Source organism: Streptomyces sp. NPDC020845, from assembly GCF_044334165.1.
Taxonomy (GTDB): Bacteria; Actinomycetota; Actinomycetes; order Streptomycetales; family Streptomycetaceae; genus Streptomyces.
In genome coordinates this window covers 23169-48080 of the sequence record NZ_JBIRSJ010000035.1, presented here as the reverse complement: position 1 = coordinate 48080, position 24912 = coordinate 23169, and the positions used below count along the sequence as shown (strand labels likewise).

Genomic DNA, 24912 nt, shown 5'->3' with positions numbered 1-24912 from the left:
TAGGATCGCCGTCTCGCAGAGGGAGTCCGTCGCCACGGGGGTGCCGGAGAGGAACTGTTCATCTGCGTTGAGGGGTTGAGAGATCCGGTGAGCCAGGTCGTCGTCAAGCGCCAACCGCGGGCTCTCCCGCCCGAGGTGCCGAGCGAGGAACTCCGCCTCGAATCGCCCCCTGAGCTGCCGCGCGGCCAGCAAGAGGGCGTCCTGATGCAGCTGCTGCCCACCCTGGGCATGGCTTCGTCGATGGTCTACTTCTTCATGCCCGGCGCCGCGCCGATGATGAAGATCATGGGCGTGATGATGATGTTCTCCACGCTCGGTATGACCGTGGCGATGTTCATCAGGCACCGGCAGGGCTCGCAGGGGCAGCTGGCGGACATGCGCCGCGACTACCTCAAGTACCTCGCGCAGACCCGCCGTACGGTACGGCGCACCGCGCGGGCACAGCGCGACGCCCAGTTCTATCTGCACCCCTCCCCCGATCAGCTGTGGTCGGTCGTGGCCGAGGGCAGCCGGGTGTGGGAACGCCGCGCGAGCGACAACGACTTCGGACAGATCCGGATCGGGCTCGGCTCGCAGCAGTTGTCCACCCCGCTGGTCGCCCCCGACACGGCCGCGGTCGACGATCTGGAGCCGCTGACGGCGGGCGCCATGCAGAAGTTCCTGGCGACCCAGGGGTCGCTGGAACACATGCCGATGGCGGTGTCGCTGCGCGCCTTCTACCACGTGACGGTGTCCGGCGAGCCGGACTCGGTACGGGGCACGGCGCGGGCCCTCGTCGGCGAGCTGGCCACCTTCCACTCGCCCGAGGACCTCGTCATCGCGGTCGTCGCGCCGCGCAGCTCGGCGGCCTACTGGGACTGGACGAAGTGGCTGCCCCATCTGCAGCTGCCGGGCGCGCTCGACGGGGCGGGCTCGCGGCGGCTGTTCAGCGACTCCCTCGCGGAGATCGAGGAACTGCTCAAGGGGCGCCTGGAAGGACGGTCCCGGTTCAGCAAGGACGCCCAGCCGCTGCTCGACCAGCCGCATCTGGTGATCGTGCTGGACGGCGGAATGGTGCCGCCGGAGTCGGCGTTCGCGGCGCAGGAGGGCCTGCAGGGCGTCACGGTCATCGAGGTGGTGGCGGGCGACCTCGACGAGCTGCGCGGCGGGCTCTCGGTGATCGTACGGCCAGGCAAGCTGGAGCTGCTGTCGCAGGTCGCGGCGTACGACGGGGCCCCGGACTCGCTGTCCCTCGAGGCCGCGGACGCGCTCGCGCGGCAGCTGGCGCCGCTGCGCATGGGCGGGGGCGACGACGACGAACCGCTGCTGGCCAACCTCGACTTCACCGATCTGCTGGGGCTCGGCGACGCGGGCTCGGTGGACGTCTCCCGGACCTGGCGGCCGCGGTCGCTGGCCGAGCGGCTGCGGGTGCCGATCGGGGTCGGCGAGGACGGCTCGCCGGTCATGCTGGACCTCAAGGAGGCGGCGCAGGACGGTATGGGCCCGCATGGCCTGTGCGTCGGCGCCACCGGCTCCGGCAAGTCCGAGCTGCTGCGCACCCTGGTGCTGGGGCTCGCGGTCACCCACTCGTCCGAGACGCTGAACTTCGTTCTCGCGGACTTCAAGGGTGGTGCGACCTTCGCGGGCATGTCGCAGCTGCCGCATGTGGCGGCGGTCATCACCAACCTCGCCGACGACCTGACGCTCGTCGACCGTATGCGCGACTCGATCACCGGTGAGCTGCAGCGCCGCCAGGAGCTGCTGCGCGCGGCCGGCAACTACGCCAACATCCACGACTACGAGAAGGCGCGAGCGGCCGGCGCCCCGCTGGAGCCCGTGGCCTCACTCGTCCTGGTGATCGACGAGTTCAGCGAGCTGCTGACGGCCAAGCCCGACTTCATCGACATGTTCATCCAGATCGGCCGTATCGGCCGCTCCCTGGGCGTACATCTGCTGCTGGCCTCGCAGCGGCTGGAGGAGGGCCGGCTGCGCGGCCTGGAGACCTACCTGTCGTACCGCATCGGTCTGCGGACCTTCTCCGCCGCCGAGTCCCGTACGGCGCTGGGCGTGCCCGACGCGTACCACCTGCCGTCCGTCCCCGGCTCCGGCTATCTGAAGTTCGGCACGGACGAGATGACGCGCTTCAAGGCCGCGTACGTCTCCGGCGTGTACCGCACCGGGGCGGCGCCCGCCGACTTCGACGGCACCTCGCTGCCCATCGAGCGCCGGCCGGTCATCTTCACGGCCACCCCGGTCCCGGTCACCTACACCACCCCGGACCCGGCGGCGCTCACCACCCCGTCCCGCCAGGAGGACGACGCGCTGGCCGATACGGTCCTCGACGTCATCGTCCGCCGCCTGGAGGGCCAGGGCGCCCCCGCCCACCAGGTCTGGCTCCCGCCGCTGGACGAAGCCCCCTCGCTGGACCAGCTGCTGCCCGCGCTGTCCCCGGTCGAGGGCCGCGGCCTGACCGCGCCCGAATACCCGCGCCTGGGCAACCTCGTCGTTCCGCTCGGCCTCATCGACAAGCCCTTCGAGCAGCGGCGCGACGTGCTCTACCGAGACTTCTCCGGCGCCGCGGGCCACATGCTGGTCGTCGGCGGCCCGCAGTCCGGCAAGTCCACCCTGATGCGCACCCTGATCTCGGCCTTCGCGCTCACCCACACCCCGGCCGAGGTGCAGTTCTACGGTCTGGACTTCGGTGGCGGCGGTATGAGCGCCGTGGCCGACCTGCCGCATGTGGGCGGCGTCGCCTCCCGACTGGACCCGGAGCGGGTACGGCGCACCATCGCCGAGGTGGCCGGCATCCTGGCCCGGCGCGAGGAGTACTTCCGCGCCAAGAACATCGACTCGATCGGCACCTACCGCCGCCAGCGGTCCCGCGGCGAGCATGCGGAACAGGGCTGGGGCGACGTCTTCCTCATCATCGACGGCTGGGCCAACTTCCGGCAGGAGTACGACATGCTGGAAGGGGTCGTGGCCGATATCGCGGGCCGCGGCCTCGGCTACGGCATCCACATCGTGGTGACCGCTTCCCGCAACATGGAAGTCCGCGCTTCCTTGAAGGACCAGCTCCTCAACCGCCTCGAGATGCGCCTCGGCGACACGATGGACTCCGAATTCGACCGCAAGGTCGCAGCGAACGTCCCCGTGGGCGTCCCCGGCCGCGGCCAGCTCCCCGAGAAGCTGCACTTCATGGGCGCCCAGCCGCGTATCGACTCGGGCAGCGACCCCGAGGAGATCACAGACGCCGCCGGCGAGCTGGTCCGCGCGGTGACCACCAACTGGAACGGCCCGCACGCCCCCCGCGTACGCCTCCTCCCCCGCCGGCTCCGCGCCGAGGACCTGCCCAAGGGCTTCGAGTACCCCCAGCACGGCATCGCGATCGGCATCGACGAGACCAACCTCGAACCGGTCTTCGTCGACTTCGAATCCGACCCCTTCTTCCTCATCTTCGGCGAGAGCGAATCCGGCAAGACGGCCCTGCTCCGGCTCATCGCCAAGCAGATCACCGAGCGGTACGGCCCGGACGAGGCGAAGATCGTGGTCGGCGACTACCGCCGCTCCCTGCTCGACGTCATCCCCGACACCCACCTCCTGGAGTACGCCCCGATCGCCTCGGCCCTCCAGGTCCACACCACGGCCCTCAACGGCCTCATGGAACGCCGCGCCCCCAAGCCGGACATCACCCCTCAGCAGCTGCGCGACCGCAGCTGGTGGAGCGGACCGCAGTTCTTCATCATCATCGACGACTACGAACTCGTCTCCACCAGCAGCGGCAACCCGATGGCCGTCCTCACCGACAACCTGCCCTTCGCACGCGACGTCGGCATGCGCTTCATCATCGCCCGCAACTCCGCGGGCGCCTCGCGCTCGATGTTCGAGTCCTTCATGCAGCGCATCAAGGAACTCGGCGCCCAGGGCGTCATGCTCTCCGGCGACCCCACCGAAGGCGACCTCCTCGGCGGCGTCCGCCCCCGCCCCATGCCCCCGGGCCGCGGCTTCTTCGTCTCCCGCAAGCGGGGGACGCCGCTTGTGCAGCTGGGGTGGCTGCCGGACCAGTAAGCCCGCACCCTGGATCGCCCACAGACCTCTGCCTCAGGCCGCGCGGCCCGGGGCAGAGGTCTTTTTGCACGGCGACACGCCCCGTCAACTACCCGTACGTACGGTCAACTCCCCTAAGCTAAGCGTGACTTATGATTTTGACTTTCGAACACGCACACCAGGGGAGAGAAGCGTGTCGTTCGAAGAAGAGTGGAACGGGCTCCGGGCCGAGGCGACGACGCGCATGCGTCTCAACGAAGCCGGCAAGGGCTCGTCCGGGGGTGGCGGCGGTTCCGGCGACCTGATCGTGCACCAAGACGATCTGGGACGGGTCGGCCACGAGGCCTTCTTACTCCACGACCGCCTCAAGAAGGCGGGAGACATGACCCGGGGAGCGAAGGACGACGGCTCGACGGCCAGGGCCGCCAGCGCGCTTACCACCCACCACTTCACCTTGGGCGGCGCTGTCACCACCATGGCCACGACGTGGAACGACCAGCTCAAGACTCTGTTACAGGCCTGCGCCCATATCTCCAACCACCTCGACTACTCGAAGAAGTCGCAGGCCCATACGGACGCGAAGATCGCCACCGACATGGCACGCCGGGACGGGACCGCCATGCCGGTCTCCGAGATTTCTAAGTACTACAAGTAGGGACGGGACGGGGACCGCATATGGCACACCTGACTTTCGACGACCTGTATCACGTCTCCTTAGCGAGCCTCGGCTCGGCAGCCGACGACTGGAAGGAGATGGTGGACCAACTCGAGACCCTGGCCACGGACGCCAGGGACGGCATGGTGAAACAATCCGAAGCCGCCCGCTGGGCCGGCGTCAACGCCGATGTCACCAGGCCCTTCGTACGCAAGACCGGCAAAGAGTTCGGCGACGCCCATGCCGAGGCCAAAGCCATCTGGGCCATGCTCCGCGACGCCCATAAGGAGCTCGCGGCACTCCAGTCGGCACTGAAGCAGGCCGTGGACGTCGACGCCAAGCACAAGTTCATTCAGGTCACCGGCCTATCGGACGGCACGGTGTCGTGCGTCTACCTACACCGGCGCGACACCAATGACGTGCAGACGCAGGCGCAACTCGACTACAAGGACCGCCTGGAGAGCCGGATCAACAAACTCATCGCTCAGGCCGATGACATCGACAAGTCCACGGCACACGCGCTGAAGACGATTCATGGTGGCAACAGTCACGACTTCGGCCACGCAAAATACGACTCCCTGGATGACGCCCAGTCCGCGCGAGCAGTTCAGCTTGCCAGGAAGAGCCTCGCGAAGTACCGGGACGGTGGTGAGCTCAGCATCACGGAACTCGCCGAACTCAAGCGGATTTTCGCGCAAAACTCCAAGGACCGCGAGTTCGCTGTAGATTTCTACAAGGCTCTGGGCCCGAAAAATGCCCTGCGCTTTCAGGCCCAGATCGCGCTCGACGCTTCGGCAGAGGGCGACAAAACGCAGTTCAAGCTCGCCCACAGCATTCAGACAAGCATGGGCGAGGCACTGGCCACGGCGACCCGGCCGCCCACTGGGAAGGACGACCCCAATACCGCCTTCCGCGAGGACAGGGACTACCTCGGGAAGGCTTGGCAGACCGAACTCAAGCGGGTAGGCCGCGAGCGACTTCCACTCTCCATGAATGACGCCAGAATTGAACCACGCGGCTATCAAGTGCTCTCGACCCTGCTGCGCCACGGAAGCTACGACAAAGAGTTCCTCACCTCCGTCGCAGAGGACATGGTCACCTTCGAGCGTAAGCACCCGAGATCGTGGGGATGGGCGGACAACGCATACACGGGTGATGGGATGGATAAGTTCGGCCTCAATCTCGACAAGGAGGGCGGCCCCGGCTGGGACCCCATGACCGGCCTCCTGGAAGGTCTCGCGCACAACCCTGACGCGTCTACGGAATTCTTCAGCGGATCCACCGGCGAGGGCGAGCACGACGGCCTCAAGAAGCTCAGCAATCTTGACTACTTTCTGGGCGACAAGCATGGAGAGAATGCGCGTCAGTGGCTCCCCGACGCCACGGGCGGCACGGGCTCCCCGGATGCTGAGGACAAGATCTTCGGCAAGGAGGCACTCGGCCACGCGCTTGAGTCCGCCACGTCCGGAAACCCGTACGGCAGCGACGCTCCTTCAAAACACCACACGCAGGCCGAGGCAGATGTCTTCCACTCGATCGTGAAAAAGGTGGCCGCAAACCCAGAGCTCTTCAAGGGTGACGGCGAATTCGCTCCGATCGTCGGCAGCCTTGGAAATATGTCGGCTGAATACATGCACGATATTCAGAGAGTTTACGCGGGGGGAGATGATAGTGGCTTCATCAGGCACACAGGAGCTGAGCCAGATTTCAGGAAAGAAAGGGGCAAGCTGGATCTATTCCTGGAAACAACTGCAGAGGATCCTAAGGCATACTCAACCATCACACATGCCCAGCAGGCCGTGACGACTGAAATGTTCCGCGAAGTAGTAGCACAGAGCGGAGACAGCAAGGACCTCAAGGGCGTTGCCGCGATTGCCGCTGAGGCGGGAGCGCGACTCGAGGGCGTCACCGCCGAAGGTCGAGCCAATGCGATAGCAGCAGCCGACAACAGCCTAGAGAAGATCGATGAATACAACGAGTCACTGGAAAAAGGAGACGCATGGCTCGGTCGATTCGTGGACCTAGGGATGAGCACCCTGGATAACATCCCCGTGGCCGGCGAAGTCGCAGGATGGGTAATCGAAGACTTTCGGGAGGCCATCCTGAACCATAAGGTAGAGAGTTCAGACGATGCAGTCGAGCAAATCGAAAGGCACCGGAAGGAATTTCTGGACAACGAGCACGACCGCATAGGCCAGGCATCGAAAAAGGCGTTCCTCCTTGCCGCGAAAGACGCAGGCCTTAGCATGAAAAGCGACAACATAAAGAATGCCGCCGACAGTGTTTACAACGGGGCATACGACGCGAATTCGGGCGAGAATTCCTGAAGGAAGCAGGCGCTTTACAGATGCGGCTCAAATCATGGAACTCAAGTCGAGGCAGAAGCATTACAGCCACCCTGATCTTGTTGACCGCCGGAACCGGGGCATGGTGGGCTATCTACTCAGACAGCGACGCCACTAGTTTCCCTGAAACGCTCTGCAATCACCGCATATCTGGAGATAGGGCAGAGCCTCTACTGCCCCACAAGGGGGCGAAGCCACAGGAGGACACCTACAACTTCGATTCATGGACATCTCTGGGGCACTGCATCATCAAGAGCGGCGGGGATACGGTTTACGTAACATATGAGGATGCCCTAGGAGAGAAACCCGCCCAGAACAAGGATATCCCGGTCTCCCTCGGTGACGCCTACGGATATTTGTCACCCAGAGGCGGCATTGAAATGTATTTATCCTGTAGGTCGATCCCTAGATCGGTTTCAAATAAAATTTTGATAGGCGCAACCGCCTCCGTTGTGGAGGACAAGCTGGAGGCAGGAAGTAAGCTCGACGAGTCGACCAGCGGCCTGTCTGCCTTCACCGCGTTTACCGCTCAGGTGCTCCGTGACCTGACCCAGAATTGGTTCAAGTGCCCCGGTGCCGACAAACTTCCGGACGGCCCCGTAACCATCCACTGGGACAAGCCAGTCGTTCGCTAACCTCGATCTTGAGAGCGGACAGCGCAAGATCCCTGTAGGCGGACAGATCAGCTCCCTCTCTGCGGACAGCTGATCTCCCTGTCCGTGGACCCATTCGTGTCGGTTCCGAACAAACGATCCCTCCGGCGGTTGGCTCAGTGCTGCCTGGCATCTGACCCGACCGACCGGAGGGACGTTGAAGAAGTCTGACAGGGAAATCATTGAAATCTTCGAGGCCCTGGACGCCACCGAATGTGCTCATTCGGCGGCTGCACTGGCGGGGGTCGATCCCAAGACCGTGCGGAGGTATGCACGGATGAGGGACACCGGTCGCCCGGTCACCGGCACTGTCCGGCGGCCGAAGATGATCGACCCGTTCATGCCGAAGAACCCGGTTGCACCCGCTGCCGGTTGAACCTCACACACTCGCGCTGGGCGAGTCGCGGCAGGTGCTGCGGGACCAGACCGTCCGCTTCGGCTCGGTGCGGTATTCCACCCCGCCCGGCCTGGTCGGACGGGAAGCGTTCGTCCGCGTCGACAGCGACGAGCTCGTCATCGTCGTTGACCTCGCCCGCCTGGTCCGCCGCCCGGAGTGGCTGCAGGGACCCGCGGGGCTGACCGAGGTGGCCCATCATCAACTGGCCCTGCCCGGACGTCCGGTGATCGACCCGGCTCACTATCCCGACCATCCGCAGGAGATGGACGGATCGCCCAGGCCGCCGCGGCCGAAGTCGGCCGACGACGCGGAGGCCGCGTTCCTGGCCCTGCGGCCGGGGACGAAGTCGTGGCTGATCGAGGCCGCCGCCGCAGGGACGACGCGGATGCGGGTGAAGATGGCCGCCGCCGTCGAGCTGGCCGCTCTGATCGGCGTCGCCGAGGTCGACATCTCCCTCGGCCTGGCGGGGATCCACTGCTCCGGGTCAGATGGTGCTGTCGCCGGGACGTGGAAAGTGTCGGTCAGCCGGGATCCGGAGTTGAGCGAGCCGATCGAGGGCGGCCGCGATGTCGCGAGTCCAAGGTCAGCGACCGACAAGGCGGAGGATCCAGCGGCGGCCCATGGTGACGAGTTGTCCGGCCACGGTGAACAGGCGGAGCCGCAGACAACGGGGCTCCCAGAGCCAGACTTTGCGGGTCAGGACCAGCGCCACCTGATCACCAGCCCTGCGAACCGCTCGGCCTGCCCGTGCGCACATCAGCGTAGGCCCTCGCTTTAGGCAGCGGGCATGCCCCAGGACTCGACATCCTGTGCCTGATCGGGTCGGGTGCGCGGGCGGGCCTATACCCCTGCACCCGTGGATGGTCGAGGTGTGTGCGGTCCTTGACAGGCAAAAATATTTGACCTGCAAGGTAGCCTGAGAGCCTATAGGCATGGGCACGCGCATAGTGTCGTGTGGAATGGAGGGGGAGTTTTCTTTGAGTGATTCAGCGGACAACGGCGAGCTTCATGAGCCTTCAGGTATATATCTGCCACTTCTTCCCGGGGAAGAAGGGTTTACGGCCCCACCGCCACTGAAGGCCCGGTCGCCCAATCAGCCGAAATATCTATGACCCTGATGCTCCGCCGCCCAAGCGCTCGCTTATGCCCGGAACGTATGGACCGGTCCCGCAGAACCTCAGGATCGCGGACAAGGTACTGGAAGGGGCCGCGGATAAGGCGGATGAGGTGCATGACGCCTTCTCTGTCCCGGCCGCCTCATTGGAGGGGCTGACGAAATCGGCCGTCACGACCCTTGAGGGATTCCAGACATCCAATGCGTTGACGAGATCGCACGAGAAGTGGGAGGAGCAAGCGGGATTGGTGGCCGGTTGGCTCACCAATATCGCTCAGAGCCTGCGAATGGCGGCCCGCGCGTACGACGGTACCGATCACGGTGTAAAAGACGCCCTCGGGCTGTCTGTGCAGCAGAATGCGGCACCTGCGTCATCGGATGTGGAGTACCCGCCCTCGTACTTGCCGTACCTGACGCACGATGGGGATGACTGATGCCTGCCCTTTACCGGAAGTTGATGTCTGCCGACTTCTCCACGTTGGACGCCCTTGCCACGCAATGGGGAGAGGTGCACAGGAAGCTGGAGAAGCTCCCGGGGCGAGTACGCGATGAAGTGCTCAAACCTCTTAAGGACAAGGGATACTGGGAGGGGGCCGCGGCTCCCTATGCATGGACGCAGATCGACGACATTCAGCGTCAGGTCGCGGCCGCCGTCAAGGTGGCAAGTGCCGTCAAGAAGGCCCTGATGGACGGGGCCGGGGAACTCAGGGCGGCGCGGAGGGAGATGAAGGACGCGGTCAGCAGGGCAGAGAAAAAGGGATTACAGGTCAGCTCTGATGGTCTCGTATCCCTGAAAGGTGGTCGCGGTGAGTCGGCGGATTCGGCCGGTGTCGCCACCCAGAAAGATGTGGATGGAGCCCAGGATGAAATAATAGAAATTCTTCGCAGGGTATACATCGTCGACGAGAATCTGTCGATCACCCTCATGCAAGATATTGGGGTCGATCAGTGGTTCAATGCCAAACCACAGCTGACCGACATCAACCACACGTCTTCGCTCAGCATTGCTCAGTGCAATGCTCTGAACTTGGCTTTGGATGGCAAGGACGCCCATCCTGAGCGAAATAACACCACCCCGTACGAGCTCGGCTTCGATTGGCTCGGCAATGCCGGGCCGGATCATCAGGAATTCACACTCGGGGACAAATTTACCGAGCTCATACAGCGCAGCAAGAGTACGGAAGATATTCGAAGGCAGACGATGGATGGGTGGAGGGCCGGCGAGGGAGCAGGGAAGGCGGATTACTCCATCTCGGAGGACGGCAAGGTTGGTGCGGCAAGAAAGTTGCTTAGTGAGGATCTGCCAGCCATCCTCACTAATGATGAGAACGGGCTGGGGCAGGCGTATATCGGTTCCTATAACGTTCGATACCAGATCAACGGCGTCGATCCCGATGGGTCGGTCGTTGTGAAATACACGCTGGACAACGAAACGAGCGTTTCATCGTTCCTGCATTACATCGGCTACTACGATTGGCTGGAATCTCTCGACCCAGGGTCAGGGCCCACAGGCACCATCACCCAGACTGTCACGTGGACCGAACGGATTCATCCCGATGCCTACTGAGACGGGAGGCAGGATCGTTCGTCGCATGATGCGGTGGATGTACGGCTCGATGACGCGCGGCGTCATTTTCTCGTGCATCTTCATGCTGGTGCTGGCGGTGAGCTATCTGCGTCTGATGCATGCGATCAACGGGGAGCCTTCGCACGGCTGCCCGCGGGCAGCCTCCGACCTGCGCAAGTCAGCACTGCTCGGGCAGTACGCGGGAACGGGCGGGATGGAGATCGACCTTGCATACAACCGTCCCAGCGCCCCCGAGGGGCAGGCTGCCTTCCGGGTGAGGAACTGGCGGTACAGCGACTACGAGCATGGGGACGAGAGCTCGGGAACTTTCGACGGCTCCGGATCCTGGGAGTACGAGCCCCGCAGCGGGGTCAAGGGCATGCAAATCAGATTGGACTTCGACGAAGGACCGCAGCCGGGCAAGCCAGCCCCGATCAGCTTCCTGGTCGTGGGCGGCGACAGCGGGCGCCCTGCGCTGTTCGACGATGTGGACCCAGACGTGTGTCCAGACATCGTGATGAAAAAGAGCGACTGAAGGCGCTCGCGAGACGGCTCGCCCAGACTCGTCCACAGCCAACGAGACCTTCAGTGCCAGGCCAACCTCGAAGAGCACCGAGGCCGTACAGCGGGCGGCGTTATCGCTCGTGTCATGCAGCACATCCTTGCGCTGACCGCCTCGATCTTGCACAACAACCACACCGGCCAGCCCGTCCTCCGCTCACTGACCGCCTACGACGACCACTACTGAGCTTCAAAGCGTGGTGCCAGCAGGGGCTGACGGCCGGTGCCAGGAACCGTGGACCATGCTCTGCGTCTGCCGGGACCAGCGTCACCTGATCACCGGCCCTGCGAACCGCTTGGACTGCCCGTGCGCACATCAGCTAGGCCCTCGCTTCGGCAGCGGTGCCGGATTCAAAGAGGGACTCTGCCTAACCCTGAGCCGGAGGCAAAGGAACAACAGAGCATGTCGGCGGGCATATTTCAGGGCCCCTGATACCCCAGAGCGTTACTCTCGGCAGATGGCCATTGTCGTGCTCACAACGAGGACGTCATGAGCGAGAAAGAATTGCCGGAGCCGAAAGACACCCAACTTCCGCTGCTACCCGGTAAATCGACTGACCTCGGCCTCTTTGCCCCTCCGCCCTTGATGGCCCAGCAGGGGACGCCCAACATCTACGACCCCAACTCGCCCAAACCCGGGCGCGGTCTCGCACCGGGCGTCCAGGGCCCAGCTGCGCAGCATCTCGCGATCGCACCTAGTGTGCTGCGGGGAGCCGCGGGGAAGGCAGACGAATTTTCTACGACACCCTCTATAAACACGCGGCGTCGTTAGAAGAACCGACAGCCACGGCGGCCAAGGCCGGCACAATCGTTCCCCGCCAAGAGAAGTACGGGATTATCGACCTGAACTTCTCCGAGGGCAGCTCCGACAACAACATGCCCCTCAAAAACCAAGAATTGTTGGTCGGCGGCACCCCGGTGAACCCCATCCTGTTCCATCAGACCGACCCCGACAGTTGTCCCGATCCAGTGTTCCGGCAGTAGCCGGAGCACACTCGCGCGTCAGGTCCCGTCGAGCGGGGATCTCAACAACCTGGCGGACGCTCATGGAGGATGGGGCTCAGCGCGTCGAGCGGCAGGATGATCTTGCACCACACCTGTTTCACGTCCGTGCCGATGCGGTGCCACCCCCAGCCGGCCGTCAGCGCCGTGACCATATGCAGTCCACGTCCGTGTTCGCCGAGCTCGGCGTTGGGATCATCGGTGATCCGCGGATGCGCATGGGGCCGGTAATCGCCGACCAGAATGCGCAAGCTGGGCGGGCAGTAGGCCGTCGCCTCGCAGAGGATCAAGTCCAGCGAGGCGAGACCGCCACCGTGACGCAGAGCGTTGGCGCATAGCTCGCCCACGACGGATTCGATCTGGAAGGCCGCCTCAGGCAGGCGCCACTCCTCGCGAACCCATGACGCAGCTCTGTGTCGCGCGTGCACCACGACACGGTCGCGGCCCAGCACCGGGCCTTCCCAGCCGACTCGTGTCGGTGGGCAGCCAGACAAGGTTGGGGATGAGGGCACGCCCATGTGATCACCTCGCACAAGGAGTTGGCGGCAGCAGAACGGCAAGCCGTGACGCGCTTGCCACGATCCGTAACCATGCCAGCGCAATCTGCTACTCGGCAAGCCGATGGGAAATATTCCTCGCGTTCGATTGCTCCTCCCTGCACGTCCCACCACACTGTGATCCATGGCTTGGAAGAAGAGCACGGTGTCGAAGTCCGTGTACCGCCGCCAACTTGCAGCGCGGCTCCGAGAGTTGCGCGAGGACGCGGAGCTGACCCTGGCCGACGTCGCCCGCCAGGTGGAGGTCAGTCAAGGATCACTGAGCCGCATTGAGACCGGTGATCGCGGCACCACGCCGCTCCTCGTCAAGGCGCTTCTCGACTGCTACGAGGTCACCGACACGGCACTTCGCGAAGACCTCCTTGATCTGGTCCGGGCCGACCAGGCCCAGAAGCGGCCGTGGTGGAAGAAGTACGCCACCGTGGTCAACACCACGCAGTACGGCGGATATTTGACGCTGGAGTCCAGCGCCACTTCGCTACGTACGTACCAACCCCTGCTCGTGCCCGGACTCCTGCAGACCGAGGCGTACGCACGGGAGATCATCACCGAGATGCGCCCCGACCTGTCGGCCCGGCAGGTTCAGGCATTGGTTGATGTACGCATGCGGCGCCAGGAGATGCTGGACACGGACAATGCGCCCACTCTGTGGGCTGTCATCGACGAAGCCGCAATCCGACGCCACATCCGCTCGACAGAGACTGCGAGACAGCAGTTGGAGAAGCTGGTGCATGCATCTGAGCACCCTCGCATCACTATCCAGTTCCTGCCGTTCACAGCGGGTGCACACGCCGGCCTCTACGGTTCGTTCATGCTCATGGATTTCCCTGCGCCCACTCCCGAAGTAGTGTGGGTCGAGAATCTGACCAACTCTGTCTGCTTTGAGGATCCCGGGGATGTGGATCGATACATCGAGGTTTTCGACCACCTGAGGTCCCGAGGGTTGGAGCCATCAGAGACCTGCAGACGTTTCCGGACAATCGCGAGGGAGTTGCAGCATGAAGAACCTTAACGCCACCCTCTCAGTGCTCCATTCCGAAGGCGCTCATTGGCGAAAGAGTACGTACAGCGGGGGCAATGATGACTGCGTTGAGCTCGCAATCACCCAAGGTCACATAGGCGTCAGGGACTCCAAGCGCCCCGACCTCACCTACGCCTCTTTCACCGCCCCCGCTTGGCGTGAGTTCGTCTCCGCCATCGCGGCAGGCGCCCTCACCTGAGAGCGCCGAACGAGAAGCATCCTCAACTTAACACCCCGCTAACCCAAGGCGCCGGCGCGATGACTTAAAGTGTCGGGCTACCACGGCTTGGGCCACAGTCACTTCATAGCCCGCGAATGACGTCCGCCATGGAACCCAAAGAGACGCGCACGCGTCTCACCCCGTAAGTTTCCCTTCCGGACACCACTGGTTCGAGCTTCCGGTACGCGGCGTAGTCGTTACGTCATTCTCCGCAAGGAGAAGCAGTGCACTCAAGGGCCGAAACACACAAACCGACCGATCGTTCGACCAGTGTGCCCGGAAAGGGGTGAATAACAAGGCACCAGCGTGCTAACTTCGGAAGGCTAATCGCCGTATGCGACGCGCCACTTGATGCCTAGCCATGGGGGAATCATGACCTTTGAGGACGAGTGGTCCAAGCTCCGCACCGACGCCGCGGCGGGGCGGAAGTCCACCCACATGCAGCTCAACCAGACCGACCCCCCTGGTCCGAGCCTTCCTGGAACGCTCACCCTGAAGTCGAGCGCGTCCAAGAAGAAGAGCGCCGTCAATGCTTTGACAACCGACGTCGAGCCGGACACCAAGAAGGCCGGCGAGTGCGTCGATGAATCGACCGAGAAGGCCGAGAAGGAGTTCAAGGACTGGGCCACCGGGAGTGGGCTCACCGAGGCCCTCAAGGGCTGGCACACCTCGGTCAAGGCGCTTCAGGCGCGGCTCTCGCAAGAGAAGGCTGCGCTGAGCGGTACCAACAAGTATTTCCTGGGCAATGACTTCCACGTCGGGTCGGAGCTCGCCACGGCCGTTCCGTCCGCCCAGTACTCGGACAACACTCCGTTCTCGTCTCGTATCTCGGACTACTACCGCTAGGGGGGCTCGTGCTCACGTACCACCAGGTCATGACCATCGACCTGTCCCTCCTCGAGATGGCCGCCACCAAGTGGGATGAGGCCGCCAAACAGTTCGAGGCGGTCCGGAAGATTTACGACAGCAAGGTCAAGTCGGTCGGACTCGACGGGACTTGGAATGGTGTGTCGCTGCTGGTCGCGCGCCCCAACATGCAGGTGACCGACGAGCAGTTCACCGCGGCACCAAAGGAAGCCCGTGCCGTCGCGTCGATCCTGCGGGACGCGCACAGCCAGTTCGTCGATTTGCGCGGGAAGGTGAAGTCGGCGGTCGCGGACGCGGTGAAGGCCGGTATGAAGGTCTCGGAGGCCGGCATCGCGAGCTATGACTATTCGAAGGCCAGTGCATCCGAGGCCAATGCCGCTCGTCATGACCCGGATCTGTACAGCACCGAGCAGTCATGGACCCGGTATATCGAAGCGGCGGTCAGGGCGGTCGACGACGCCGACCAGGGCGTGAAGCTCGCACTCAAAGCGGCGGTGCAGGACCCCAACGTCCTCGACCCCGCGGGCAGCGGGTTCAACGGCAAGGCGGAAGGTGACATCGAGAAGGTCGAGGCCAAGGAAGCCGAAGACCTCGCGACCCGGATCAACTCCGGCGACAAGCTCAGCGACAAGGAGATGGCCGAGTTCCAGCGGCTGTTCCGGGACAACGAGCACAACAAGGTGTTCAGCCAGACGTTCCTGGCCGGGCTCGGCCCCAAAGGCACCATCGATCTGAACCTCAAGTTCAACGACCTGGCCAAGGGCGACGACAAGAAGGACTTCCGCGCCCTCCAGGAAGGCGTAGCCACCTCCCTGGCCACCGCCACCAAGTCCCCCTCCGACTCCTTCTACAAGAAGTGGCGCGAGGACCTGCGCAAAGCGGGTGCGAAGGACTTCGACGGGGGAACGGTCCCGCTCTACGGGTATCAGTCGTTCGTCGAGCTGATGACACACGGAAAGAACTACGGAAAGCAGTTCTTGACCGACGTCGGCAACGACATCATCGCCCTGGAGAAGAGCGATGATGTAGGGACCGGCAGATGGGACTCATGGGTGGGCAACGGATTGGGCCCCCACAAGGACATAGCGACCGACCCGCTCGACACCCTGCTCGGCATCATGAGCCAGCAGCCCGACGTCGCGACCTCGTTCCTCGACCCCGGTGCGGACGGCAAGAACGATCACCTGCAGTATCTGCTCAAGGATCGTCATTGGCCGACGACGGCCTCGCCCAACTACATAGGCGTCAGCCACACGGACCTCCCCGGCACCCGTATGGGCTTTGGTGCGGCGCTGGAGGCGGCCGCCACCGGGAATGTCCCAGGCTCTGACCACACCCTCGGCTACCACACCGAGGCCGAGTCCCGGGTGATGCACGACACCATCAAGATCCTCGACGACGGCCGGAAGGGCACCGACGTACCCTACAGTCTGCGGTCGAACTTGGGCCGCATGCTTGTCGACTACACGCCCGAAACCCATGAAATCCTGAGCGGCACTGGTCCATACATGGACAAGGACGGCGTGTGGCACGACGGCACGGGTGGCAAGGACGCCCATATGTCCGTTCCCAAAGAGAGCCTCACCCGCATCATGCGTGGTGTGGCAGAGGACGGTAAGGCATTCGGCGAGATGTTCGAAGCTGAGAAGTTCTACTCTGCGGGGACCCTTTCCCAAACGAACTTCAGCGATCCGAGCGAACGTGCCGCAGCCATCGAAGGGGCGTCGCACGTCTTCGGCTTCTACGACGGCATCAACTCCGACATTGTTCGCGACGACAAGGACCACGCCGTCGCGCGAGCGAATCACATTCAGACAGCCGAATTCGTCGTCACAGGCGGCATGCAGGCTGCTGCCAGCGCCCTCAAAGGCCAACCCACCGGCTTCATCACGGATGCCGCCTACCGCGTTCTCTACGCGGCCGCCTACGACTGGAAAGAGGACCAGATCGCCCAGGCGAACGCCGCGGCGGCCCAGAAGACCGAATATCACTTCACCACCGGCCAGAAGCAGGTGAACCATATGGTCGCGGGGTGGGCCCAGGAGAACGGCTACGGTAAGGAAACCGGGCTGTCACGGCACCTCGTCGGCTCCGGGCAGGAGCGTTACGACAGCGCGCGGTCGGAAGCGCTCATTTATCTGGACTGATGAGCCGACGAGCCGATCGTCCGGGCAACCGTTCGGCTTGCTGGCTCACCTGCCTGTGTCTGCCTGTCAGCCGCCGGTGGAGGCTTCTGCCTCCCCGGCGGCTTTTGCATATGGCGCAAGAGCCGGTCACTGTTCAGCCGTTCGGCGCCTGTGCGGGACTCCGTAGAACGCCGATGGGGTGGGCGGCGGTGTAACCGCTGCCCACCCCATCGCGGAGGCAAATCGCTCAGCTCAGTAGCTCACGCTGAACAGCTTCGACGCCTTCACGTCCGTGGCGTGGTACGCGTCCTTACCCGACTCGACCAGAGTCGCGACCCTGGTCACGAGACCCTGGATGTGGTCGGCCCGGGCCTGGAACTGCTTCTCAGCCGCGAGCATGGCCTGGTGAGCCTCACCCTCCCAGCCCGCGGTGACCTTCTTCACAGCCCCTTGGATGTCCTGCATCTCCTTGCGGACGTTGCTGGCCGCCGTGCGGAGCTGCGTGGCGAGCTGCTGTACCGACTCGTAGTCGACGAGCATTCCGTCTGGTGTGGACACTTGTCCCCCAACTCGATAGTTCTGTATGCGTTGTTGTTGGCCGCTGAAGGGGTGCCACGAGGCAGAAAGGCACCCCTTATTGCATGGCTTAGAAGCCGTCGACCTTCGAGTACGAAGCGATCGGGGCGTCGGTGCCAGCACCGAGGCCGCCCACGCTGCTGCCCGGGGTGATGTGTCCGCCAGCGGCAGCGCCGTTGACGTCGATGCCCTTCAGCTGACTGGCGATGTCGTCGTCGTTCGCGCCACTGGCACGGTGGGTCAGGGCCACGGCTTCGCGGATGCCGTCGACCAGGCGGCGGACGGCGTCGTGGTCCTGCTCCAGGTCCATCTGAGCCTTCTTGAAGGCGCCGGCGCCCTGCCCCTGCCAGCCCGAGTCCACCGTGGCGAGGATGTCCGCCATGAGCTTCATGTTGCTGGCGAATCCCTGGATGGACTGGTCGAGCTCATTCGTGAATATCCGGAACGCGTCATCGCTAACCCGCTGCTTGCTCATTTTCCACCTTCCCCCATGAAGTGTTGGTGAGTTGACATGGGGTTTCGCTCTTCAACTCACCGCTGTGCGCGAATCCCGTGGGATTCATCGTACTGCTTACAGGTGTCCTACACATTGTAGTAAGCGTCCGCAACACCTCGCTCAACGTTCACGGTTATTTCATTTGTTGAACGAGAGCTCAGTGCTCGGCAGCACCCCAGCTCCCTGGGGGTGTCTTGGCGGAGTCCCCAGTCCGGCACCCCGCAGTGGCAGTTGGTCATAGGCCGACCGATGCGCTGCCGCGGCGACGGACGAGCACGATGGCGACGGCGGCCGCGAGGAGGACGGCGGCACCTACGCCAATGGCGATCCAGAGGGTACTGCTGTTGTCGTCGTTCTTCTTCGGCTCCGCGACGTTTTTCTTGTCGCCCTTTTTGTCGTCGGTGGCCGTGGGTGTCGACTGTGGGTCAGTGCTTGGGGACTTGGAGGCGGAGGCCGATGCGGAGGGGTCTGGCTTCGTCGCGCCCTCGCGGGCCAGGAGAGGGTTGACGTTGGCTGGGCCGGGGTCTCCCTCTCCGTCCAGGAGGACCTTGCGGGGGCGGATGGAGCCGTAGCCGACGTAGGAGCTTGGGATTTCTCCGCTTTCGGGTTTCGCGGCGGTCTGCATCATGACGCGGAGGACTTGGTTGTTGGTCCACTTGGGGTGCTTGGACCAGATGAGGGCGGCGGAAGCGGAGGCGATGGCAGTGGCTTGACTAGTACCTCGGGACATGCACATGCTTCCGGTTTTCGTCAGACAATGCCCGACGATCTCGCTGCCCACCGCGACCAAGGCAACCTGATCCCCAGTGGTTGAAAATTTGGCTGCCTTGCCCTCGCGGTCAATCGCGCCAACTCCAACCACACCACGCAGAGAGGCAGGGAACTCTGCCGAGTTAGCCGCATCTCCTGTGTTCCCGACAGCAGCGAATACCAACGCCCCTTTTTGGAGCGCATAATCCACGGCATGCTGCGTTTCGTTGAACTGGGAGGGAACTCCAGCTGATCCAAGCGAGATGTTCAGGACTCGCGCACCGTGATCAACAGCATACCGAATAGCTTTGGCCATGAGCGGCCCGGCGACGTCCGAACCACTCACCATCGCCTTTATTGGCAGTACCTTTGCCCCGGGTGCCAGCCCTTGAATCCCATCACCAGCTCCCGTACCCGCGATCAGCGCAGCCATGTTGGTCCCGTGGCCGTTTTTGTCCTCACGGACATCTGTCGGCGTACGGGATACATCCACCCCTTTCAAGACCTGACCGCGCAGCTCGGGAACCTCTGCATTCACGCCCGTGTCAATCACGGCAACCGTGATGCCTTTCCCTTTACTCACGCCCCACATGCCTTCGGCCTGCATCGCATTCAGATACCACTGCTGAGAGCTGACGTCCTGTGCTGCCGCCGAGGATGCAGAGCCAATCAGCGGAATGAGCCCGACACCGAACAACGCCAGAGCCGACAAGGCCCGCTGACGCAGCTTGGAGTTCGCCCGTGGCATGTGGAGTGGTCTCCTCAAAAGTTTCGGAGGGTGCGAGTTGAACTACTCGATGACAGGCGGAACCGTGTTGCGCCGCCCACCGGACCACGTCTCTTCATCCTCTTCAAGGTAGCCAGGCCTGGTCCCGTGAGTGCGCTGACCACCGTTGGTCGGCAGGCTTCCGGAGTGCGGTGCCACCCCGGGGCTTTGAATCCCGCGCACGAGCCCCGAACCTCCCTGAGTGAACTCGGAGCGCCCCTCACGCGGAACCCGCGGCCCTCCCGTGATACCGCCAGGCTCCGACGTCAACCGTCGGGCCGAGCTTGTGCCGCCGGGAGCGTGCGCACCGCCGTCGACCGGGTGAACTCCCGCGCTCAGAGGCCCACGAGGCAGAACACCACGCTCCTCTCCCACGACCATGCTGCGGGGCAAACTCCGCCCAGGCGGGTTCGTTCCCTTCGGGCGGTCAACCATGCCTCCCGGCTCCGTCACAAGTCGTCGTCCGGAACCGCTGGCCGTAGTGGGGGTGGGGCCGTGAAGGAAATGACCGCCCGGTCCGACGGGGCCACGGGCCATCGGGGCGTGCGGTTCCTCACCGACCACCATTCCACGCGGAATCCGGGGAGCGTTGGTCGGCCCGACGGTGCGCTTTCCTCCGACAATTCCATCGTTCGTCGGAATACGCGGGGGCAGACTCGACGTCCGCGGTGTGCTTGGGGCGGTCGGGGGGAGCTTGCCCAACTGCCCGGGTCCAGGGATCGGTGCAGTTCGACCAACAGACGGAGCAGTGGGGATGACCGGCCTCGGCCCAGGGAGGCCGGGGACCGGGGGCATCGAGGGACCCTGCGACGGTACGTTGGGAACGTCGGGCATCGGATGAAGAGTGCTGGGCCTGTTGATCGTGTCCGGCGCTGGCGGGACCTTGACGGAGTCAATAGCAGTGTTAGTCGGATCCGGGACACCCACTCCCGGGATCACGCTGCCGCCGTTCGGGGTCACAGGTGTGTGGGGGCTCACCTCAGCCGGGTGTACTGGCGCGGCCTTCGGGCCTACCAGAGTGTGGTCAGAGGCGGACAGCGACGTAGCATGAGGAACACCTCCTCCGCCGCCCGCTGCGTATGACGCCGTTCCCGTCCCAGGGATGGCGCGTTCGCCGCCAGCGTCGCTCGGAACGAAATCAGGTGGCAGGACCGGGAAGTTCGGCTCTTCAAGCCCTGAAATGTCCGTCTGCGCCGTCGTGTAGTAGGAGTCCAGTTTCTCGATCTGCTTGATGGCCTCTTGGCGGTTGGGCTCGGCATTCTTCAGCCGAGCCTTCTCCTTCTCCTCGTCCGCGTAGCACATCGTATCCGGCTTCGGCATAGCCGACTTGACGTCTGACAGCCCTTGACCGGCGATGCTCATGTTCGTGCCGACGAGCAGCGTGTAGTCAGCCATCTTGCGGGTCTGCTTGGACATCTCCTCGACCCACGTACGGAAAGACTCGCTTCCCGTGCCCTTCCACTTGACGTTGTCGGCATGTGCGAGCATCTCGTCCGCAATGCCGTCCAAGTCGGTATACGCGGTCATCAGCGCAAGTCCCGCGTCGCTCAACTGAGTCGGATTGGAGGACCGCACCATCTCGTAGAGCTCATAGTGGCTGGCGCTTTCGAACTTCCCGGACTTCCCCTCACCCATCTGCTTCTACCCCCTCAAAGTGCATCCGGGCCGACAGACTTGGCGCCGTGTGGCGTGTTGTCCCCTACCACCGGCTTGCCGGTCTTGGGATCACGATAGTTCTTCATCGACTCGGCTTGGATCTGCTGCAAGCGGCGCCTCTGCTCAGCGTCAACGCCGTCGATTCCCTTTTCGGCAATCAGTGCCGCAATACCCATCGCCTCAAGTTGATCACCAAAGATCTTGGACCAGCTCTTGAGCTTCTCGTGAACCTGATCGTAAAGCTTAGACAAATCGTCAGCAGAGCTGATCTTGCCCCCGTACGAAGCCCTGGTGATTGTTTGCTCGTCAATCTTCTTCTTGGACGCCGGCGACTTCTCAAGTTCGGACAAAACCTTGTCAATCCGGCCCTTGAACTTGGCCAAGGTCTCGGCTTCCTTGGCCATGCTCTTGCCGAACGGCGACTGTGGAGCCGGACCGCCTGGTTCGACTGGTTTCGCCATCGCATCCTCCCCGTATGACACCCACGATGCCCTAAGCCACTCTAGTGGTCTCACCAGTGCGGCCCAACTAGCATATGGTCAAACTAACTCGACGACTCTGTAACAGACGTTATCCCTTGGTGTCCATAAGTCGTCAGGGACGTCCCGCAGTTGCGGAGCGGCGTCGCTTGTGTTCGTGGAGTACGGCTGCGGCGCCGGTGATCATCGCGACGAGGAGGGCGCCGCCGCCCAGGGCGTAGGTGGCTAGGCGTTCGCGGCGTTCCTGGGGGGTTTCGCCGAGGGTGAGGGTGGCGGGTTGGGGGGCGTCGACGTTGTGGGCGGCGCCTTTGTCGAGGGTGACGTGGTCGATGGGGTGGTCGTCTTCGGTGAGGGCGCGGACGGGGTCCACGACGCCCCAGCCGACGTAGGGGTCGTGGCCGTTGACCGCGCGTTCGGCGGTCTGTTCGATTTGGGCGACGACCTGGTTCTGCTTCCAGTCGGGGTGCTTGGCGCGGATGAGGGCGGCGACGCCGGCGACGTAGGGGGCGGAGAAGCTGGTCCCGTTGTCGACGCACTGGCCGCCGCCGGGGACGGTGGAGACCATGTCGACGCCGGGGGCGGCGACGCCGACGAAGTCGCCGGCCTGGGAGAAGGGGGCGCGCTCGTTGTTGCGGTCGGAGGAGCCGACGGCGAGGACGCCCTTGTAGGCGGCGGGGTAGGTCTTCTTGACCTTGCCGTCGATGCCGTCGTTGCCGGCGGAGGCGATGACGACGACGTCTTTCTGAAGGGCGTTGTTGATCGCGCGTTCGAGGTTGTTGTTGGCTAGCAGCGGTTTGACGGTGTCCTGGGAGATGTTGATCACTCGGGCGTGCCTGTCGACCGCCCTGTCGATGGCGTCCGCCATCGTGTCGGTGGTGCCCGAGCCCTTTTCGTCGTTCTGGCGGATCGGGAGGATCTTGGCGGCCGGGGCGAGGCCGACGAAGCCCGTGCCGTCGTGGGGGCGGGCGGCGATGATGCCGGCGACCTTGGTGCCGTGGCCGACCAGGTCGTCCGTGCCGTCGCCCTTCTTGCCCTTTTCCAGGCTGTTCTTGCCGGGTTTGCGGACCTCGAAGCCTAGCTTGGCGTCGACCGCGTCGGTGAGCTGTGGGTTCTTGTTGTCGACGCCCGTGTCGATGACGGCGACGAGGACGGGGCGGCCGGTCTTCTTGTCGATGCCCTTGGTGTCCTGCCACAGCTGGTCGAGCAGGACGCGCTGCAGCGACCAGGGGGTGCCCTTGATCTGCTTGGCGGGGTACGTGCACTCGCCTGTGCCGGCCAGGGAGAGGGGCCCCGCCGGTATCACCGGTCCCTGGGACGCGGAGAGGGCTGTGAGGGCGGCCGCTGTTGACAGGAAGAGTGCCTTCTTCGTGTTCCTCATGCGCTACGACCCCTGCGGCTGCTTGGCGCTGTTGGTGTCCAGGCGCGGTCCCCTCGGCAGGAACTCCGACCAGTTGGCGGGTACGGGCACCGGAATGAGTTCCTTGTAACCGAGCCTTATCTGAGCCTGATTGACGTCCTGCTGCGCGGAATTGGTTCCCGACTGATCGGAACTGCCATCGCTGATCTTCGACTTGTCCGTATCGCTGTCGTTATTGGACTGGACCACATAGCGAAGCCCGGTGTCCGTGACGAGAAAGATCGCGCCGCTCGTGGTCTGGCGGCCGGTGACCTGGCGATAGAGGAGGCCGGAGCCCGGGGTCACATACGCGCTGGTGGCGCCGTCCGGGATGGTGGCGGGGAAGTCGGTGCCCGCCCAGGTGGCCAGTTCGGGCGTGTGCTTGGACGTCATTCCGCTCATGATGCTGCAGACGGTGTCCCGCTCGGCGCTGCCCTGGGTCTCCTGCTGCTCGATGGAGTTGGCCTGCTCCGGGATCTTCGTCGGCCACTCGTACTTGTCGTAGAAGTCCCCCTCCGGGGTGAAGGTCGCGCCGCTCACCCGCTCCGCCCGGCCGGCCTGGCCGAGGTCCTTGAGCTGTTCGCTGTTGAGGAGGAGCTTTTCGATGAACTCCGAGATGCGCTGCACCTTGCCCTGCAGGACGACGTAGTACTGGGTACCGGTGCCGGTGTTCGCTTCGAGGACCATGCCGACCTTGTTGGCCTCGTCCGGGAGGGTGCCGACTCCGGCGTCGGCGCCGATCCGGCCCGGGACCTCGGGGAAGGAGATGGGAGCGCCGTCCCGGAAGGTCGCCAGCCAGTCCTTGGTGACGCGCTGCGGTTTGGCGCCGTCCCGGAAGATGGAGCGGAGCAGGAGGTCGTACTTCTCCGACGGCAGTTGCTTCCACTTGGCGCCGCCGATCAGATACTTGGTGCCCTGTGGATCGACCAGATAGCGGGCGCCGTCCTGGCCCTGCACATAGAGGGCCTGGGCGCCGCTCAGCCGCTGCGAGCTCCGCAGCTTCTTGCCCTTCGGGTCGCGGTCGGAGAAAAGGAAAACCGCCTTTTGGGTGGTTTTCCCATTGCCTCCGGGCTGCTCGCAGACGGCCCACTCCTTCTGCTTGCCCGCCTCGTCGGCGCTGGGCAGGCGGTCGGGAGCGTACGGGATGCCGATCGTCGGGCCGCGCGGGATGTGGCCGTTGTCGAGCTCGGACTCCTTCACCTTGACGACGCTGGACTTGTCGCCGGTGAGCAGGAGCTTGGCGGATGCGAAGTTGAGAACGGGGTGCAGCTGCACCTTGCCGTCGGTCTTGAGGATGACATAGCGGGTGGTGGAGTTGGAGCCGACGATGACGTGCGCGCCCACCTCGTCCCAGCCCTTGGGGGCGACCGGCTTGAACATGCCCCAGGCCCCGAATCCGGCGAGGATCAGGGCGCCTATGACGACGCCGGGGAGGACCGTACGCAGCGGGCGCGGGGCGCCCTCCTCCGTACCGCTCGGTGAGGGTTGCAAGAACGCGGCGACTGTCCGCTTCTTCGCGAATGTATAGGCGTTGAGCTCATCCCGCCGTGATGCCATCTTTAGCCGTATCTCCCCGCTTTTCGGCCTCGGCCTTCGGGCACTGCCCTCGGTCCGGGTGTCGTACCGACCCTCTACTATGCCGGGAAGGAATTGGCTCGTGTCGCTCGGGGACGATCCGGCCACGG

The 24912-nt window shown here is 64.0% G+C and carries 19 protein-coding genes and 1 pseudogene; 13 read left to right on the top strand and 7 right to left on the bottom strand.

The window, feature by feature from the left end; translation table 11 throughout:
* The first annotated feature begins 87 nt into the window (after nt 1-87).
* The 9 genes and pseudogenes from eccCa (at nt 88) to ACH4U7_RS50950 (ending at nt 11289) form a co-directional block, all read left to right on the top strand.
* On the top strand, nt 88-4044 hold the full coding sequence (gene eccCa / locus ACH4U7_RS50990; protein WP_398534592.1) for a type VII secretion protein EccCa: 3957 nt from the start codon (nt 88-90) through the stop codon (nt 4042-4044).
* Nucleotides 4045-4216: 172 nt separating this feature from the next.
* The gene (locus ACH4U7_RS50985) at nt 4217-4678 is read left to right on the top strand and encodes a hypothetical protein (protein WP_398534591.1); all 462 of its coding nucleotides are present in this window, start codon (nt 4217-4219) and stop codon (nt 4676-4678) included.
* Nucleotides 4679-4698: 20 nt separating this feature from the next.
* The gene (locus ACH4U7_RS50980; RefSeq protein WP_398534590.1) at nt 4699-7005 is read left to right on the top strand and encodes a hypothetical protein; all 2307 of its coding nucleotides are present in this window, start codon (nt 4699-4701) and stop codon (nt 7003-7005) included.
* Nucleotides 7006-7085: 80 nt separating this feature from the next.
* Nucleotides 7086-7658, top strand: coding sequence for a hypothetical protein (locus ACH4U7_RS50975; protein WP_398534589.1), 573 nt, complete (start codon nt 7086-7088; stop codon nt 7656-7658).
* Nucleotides 7659-7833: 175 nt separating this feature from the next.
* Nucleotides 7834-8052: a hypothetical protein gene (locus tag ACH4U7_RS50970; RefSeq protein ID WP_398534588.1), complete on the top strand. Its 219-nt coding sequence runs from the start codon at nt 7834-7836 to the stop codon at nt 8050-8052.
* 34 nt (nt 8053-8086) lie between these two features.
* Nucleotides 8087-8158: pseudogene (locus ACH4U7_RS50965) on the top strand (hypothetical protein); the annotation flags it as partial.
* A 1058-nt stretch (nt 8159-9216) separates the two neighbouring features.
* The gene (locus ACH4U7_RS50960) at nt 9217-9621 is read left to right on the top strand and encodes a type VII secretion target (protein ID WP_398534587.1); all 405 of its coding nucleotides are present in this window, start codon (nt 9217-9219) and stop codon (nt 9619-9621) included.
* A 23-nt stretch (nt 9622-9644) separates the two neighbouring features.
* A complete protein-coding gene (locus ACH4U7_RS50955) occupies nt 9645-10754 on the top strand; it encodes a hypothetical protein (protein WP_398534586.1) in 1110 nt (369 codons plus the stop codon).
* A 37-nt stretch (nt 10755-10791) separates the two neighbouring features.
* Entirely contained in the window at nt 10792-11289 is a 498-nt protein-coding gene (locus ACH4U7_RS50950; RefSeq protein ID WP_398534585.1) for a hypothetical protein, read from the top strand.
* Between the two features lie 1051 nt (nt 11290-12340).
* Here the strand turns inward: ACH4U7_RS50950 and ACH4U7_RS50945 are convergent.
* Complete coding sequence (locus tag ACH4U7_RS50945; RefSeq protein WP_398534584.1) at nt 12341-12769, bottom strand: ATP-binding protein; 429 nt, start codon at nt 12767-12769, stop codon at nt 12341-12343.
* A gap of 229 nt (nt 12770-12998) precedes the next feature.
* Between ACH4U7_RS50945 and ACH4U7_RS50940 the strand changes: the two genes are divergently transcribed.
* From ACH4U7_RS50940 to ACH4U7_RS50925, 4 genes are all read left to right on the top strand, one after another.
* Nucleotides 12999-13886, top strand: a complete 888-nt coding sequence (locus tag ACH4U7_RS50940; protein WP_398534583.1) for a helix-turn-helix domain-containing protein — start codon at nt 12999-13001, stop codon at nt 13884-13886.
* Entirely contained in the window at nt 13873-14094 is a 222-nt protein-coding gene (locus ACH4U7_RS50935) for a DUF397 domain-containing protein (RefSeq protein ID WP_398534582.1), read from the top strand. Before ACH4U7_RS50940 ends, ACH4U7_RS50935 begins: the two co-directional genes overlap by 14 nt.
* 393 nt (nt 14095-14487) lie before the next feature.
* Nucleotides 14488-14961 carry a hypothetical protein gene (locus tag ACH4U7_RS50930; protein ID WP_398534581.1) on the top strand — a complete coding sequence of 158 codons (474 nt, stop codon included), beginning with the start codon at nt 14488-14490 and terminating at the stop codon, nt 14959-14961.
* Between the two features lie 29 nt (nt 14962-14990).
* A complete protein-coding gene (locus ACH4U7_RS50925) occupies nt 14991-17129 on the top strand; it encodes a hypothetical protein (protein ID WP_398534580.1) in 2139 nt (712 codons plus the stop codon).
* Between the two features lie 231 nt (nt 17130-17360).
* Here ACH4U7_RS50925 and ACH4U7_RS50920 read toward each other — a convergent pair whose 3' ends face one another.
* The 6 genes from ACH4U7_RS50920 to eccB all read right to left on the bottom strand — a co-directional run bounded on the left by ACH4U7_RS50920 (nt 17361) and on the right by eccB (nt 24784).
* Nucleotides 17361-17666, bottom strand: a complete 306-nt coding sequence (locus ACH4U7_RS50920; RefSeq protein ID WP_398534579.1) for a WXG100 family type VII secretion target — start codon at nt 17664-17666, stop codon at nt 17361-17363.
* Nucleotides 17667-17754: 88 nt separating this feature from the next.
* Complete coding sequence (locus tag ACH4U7_RS50915) at nt 17755-18159, bottom strand: WXG100 family type VII secretion target (protein WP_014175981.1); 405 nt, start codon at nt 18157-18159, stop codon at nt 17755-17757.
* Nucleotides 18160-18415: 256 nt separating this feature from the next.
* Nucleotides 18416-19678: a type VII secretion-associated serine protease mycosin gene (mycP, locus tag ACH4U7_RS50910; RefSeq protein WP_398534578.1), complete on the bottom strand. Its 1263-nt coding sequence runs from the start codon at nt 19676-19678 to the stop codon at nt 18416-18418.
* A gap of 1667 nt (nt 19679-21345) precedes the next feature.
* Entirely contained in the window at nt 21346-21813 is a 468-nt protein-coding gene (locus ACH4U7_RS50905; protein WP_398534577.1) for a hypothetical protein, read from the bottom strand.
* 133 nt (nt 21814-21946) lie between these two features.
* Complete coding sequence (gene mycP / locus ACH4U7_RS50900) at nt 21947-23209, bottom strand: type VII secretion-associated serine protease mycosin (protein ID WP_398534576.1); 1263 nt, start codon at nt 23207-23209, stop codon at nt 21947-21949.
* 3 nt (nt 23210-23212) lie between these two features.
* On the bottom strand, nt 23213-24784 hold the full coding sequence (eccB, locus tag ACH4U7_RS50895; protein WP_398534575.1) for a type VII secretion protein EccB: 1572 nt from the start codon (nt 24782-24784) through the stop codon (nt 23213-23215).
* Nucleotides 24785-24912: the final 128 nt, after the last annotated feature.

Excerpts from the sequence above, each read along its gene's own strand:
- ACH4U7_RS50915 (WP_014175981.1), bottom strand. The coding sequence starts at position 18,159 with ATGAGCAAGCAGCGGGTTAGCGATGACGCGTTCCGGATATTCACGAAT.
- ACH4U7_RS50950 (WP_398534585.1), top strand. The coding sequence starts at position 10,792 with ATGTACGGCTCGATGACGCGCGGCGTCATTTTCTCGTGCATCTTCATG.
- ACH4U7_RS50955 (WP_398534586.1), top strand. The coding sequence starts at position 9,645 with ATGTCTGCCGACTTCTCCACGTTGGACGCCCTTGCCACGCAATGGGGA.
- mycP (WP_398534576.1), bottom strand. The coding sequence starts at position 23,209 with ATGAGGAACACGAAGAAGGCACTCTTCCTGTCAACAGCGGCCGCCCTC.
- ACH4U7_RS50980 (WP_398534590.1), top strand. The coding sequence starts at position 4,699 with ATGGCACACCTGACTTTCGACGACCTGTATCACGTCTCCTTAGCGAGC.
- ACH4U7_RS50960 (WP_398534587.1), top strand. The coding sequence starts at position 9,217 with ATGCCCGGAACGTATGGACCGGTCCCGCAGAACCTCAGGATCGCGGAC.
- ACH4U7_RS50905 (WP_398534577.1), bottom strand. The coding sequence starts at position 21,813 with ATGGCGAAACCAGTCGAACCAGGCGGTCCGGCTCCACAGTCGCCGTTC.
- eccB (WP_398534575.1), bottom strand. The coding sequence starts at position 24,784 with ATGGCATCACGGCGGGATGAGCTCAACGCCTATACATTCGCGAAGAAG.
- ACH4U7_RS50930 (WP_398534581.1), top strand. The coding sequence starts at position 14,488 with ATGACCTTTGAGGACGAGTGGTCCAAGCTCCGCACCGACGCCGCGGCG.
- mycP (WP_398534578.1), bottom strand. The coding sequence starts at position 19,678 with ATGCCACGGGCGAACTCCAAGCTGCGTCAGCGGGCCTTGTCGGCTCTG.
- ACH4U7_RS50925 (WP_398534580.1), top strand. The coding sequence starts at position 14,991 with ATGACCATCGACCTGTCCCTCCTCGAGATGGCCGCCACCAAGTGGGAT.
- ACH4U7_RS50935 (WP_398534582.1), top strand. The coding sequence starts at position 13,873 with ATGAAGAACCTTAACGCCACCCTCTCAGTGCTCCATTCCGAAGGCGCT.
- ACH4U7_RS50940 (WP_398534583.1), top strand. The coding sequence starts at position 12,999 with ATGGCTTGGAAGAAGAGCACGGTGTCGAAGTCCGTGTACCGCCGCCAA.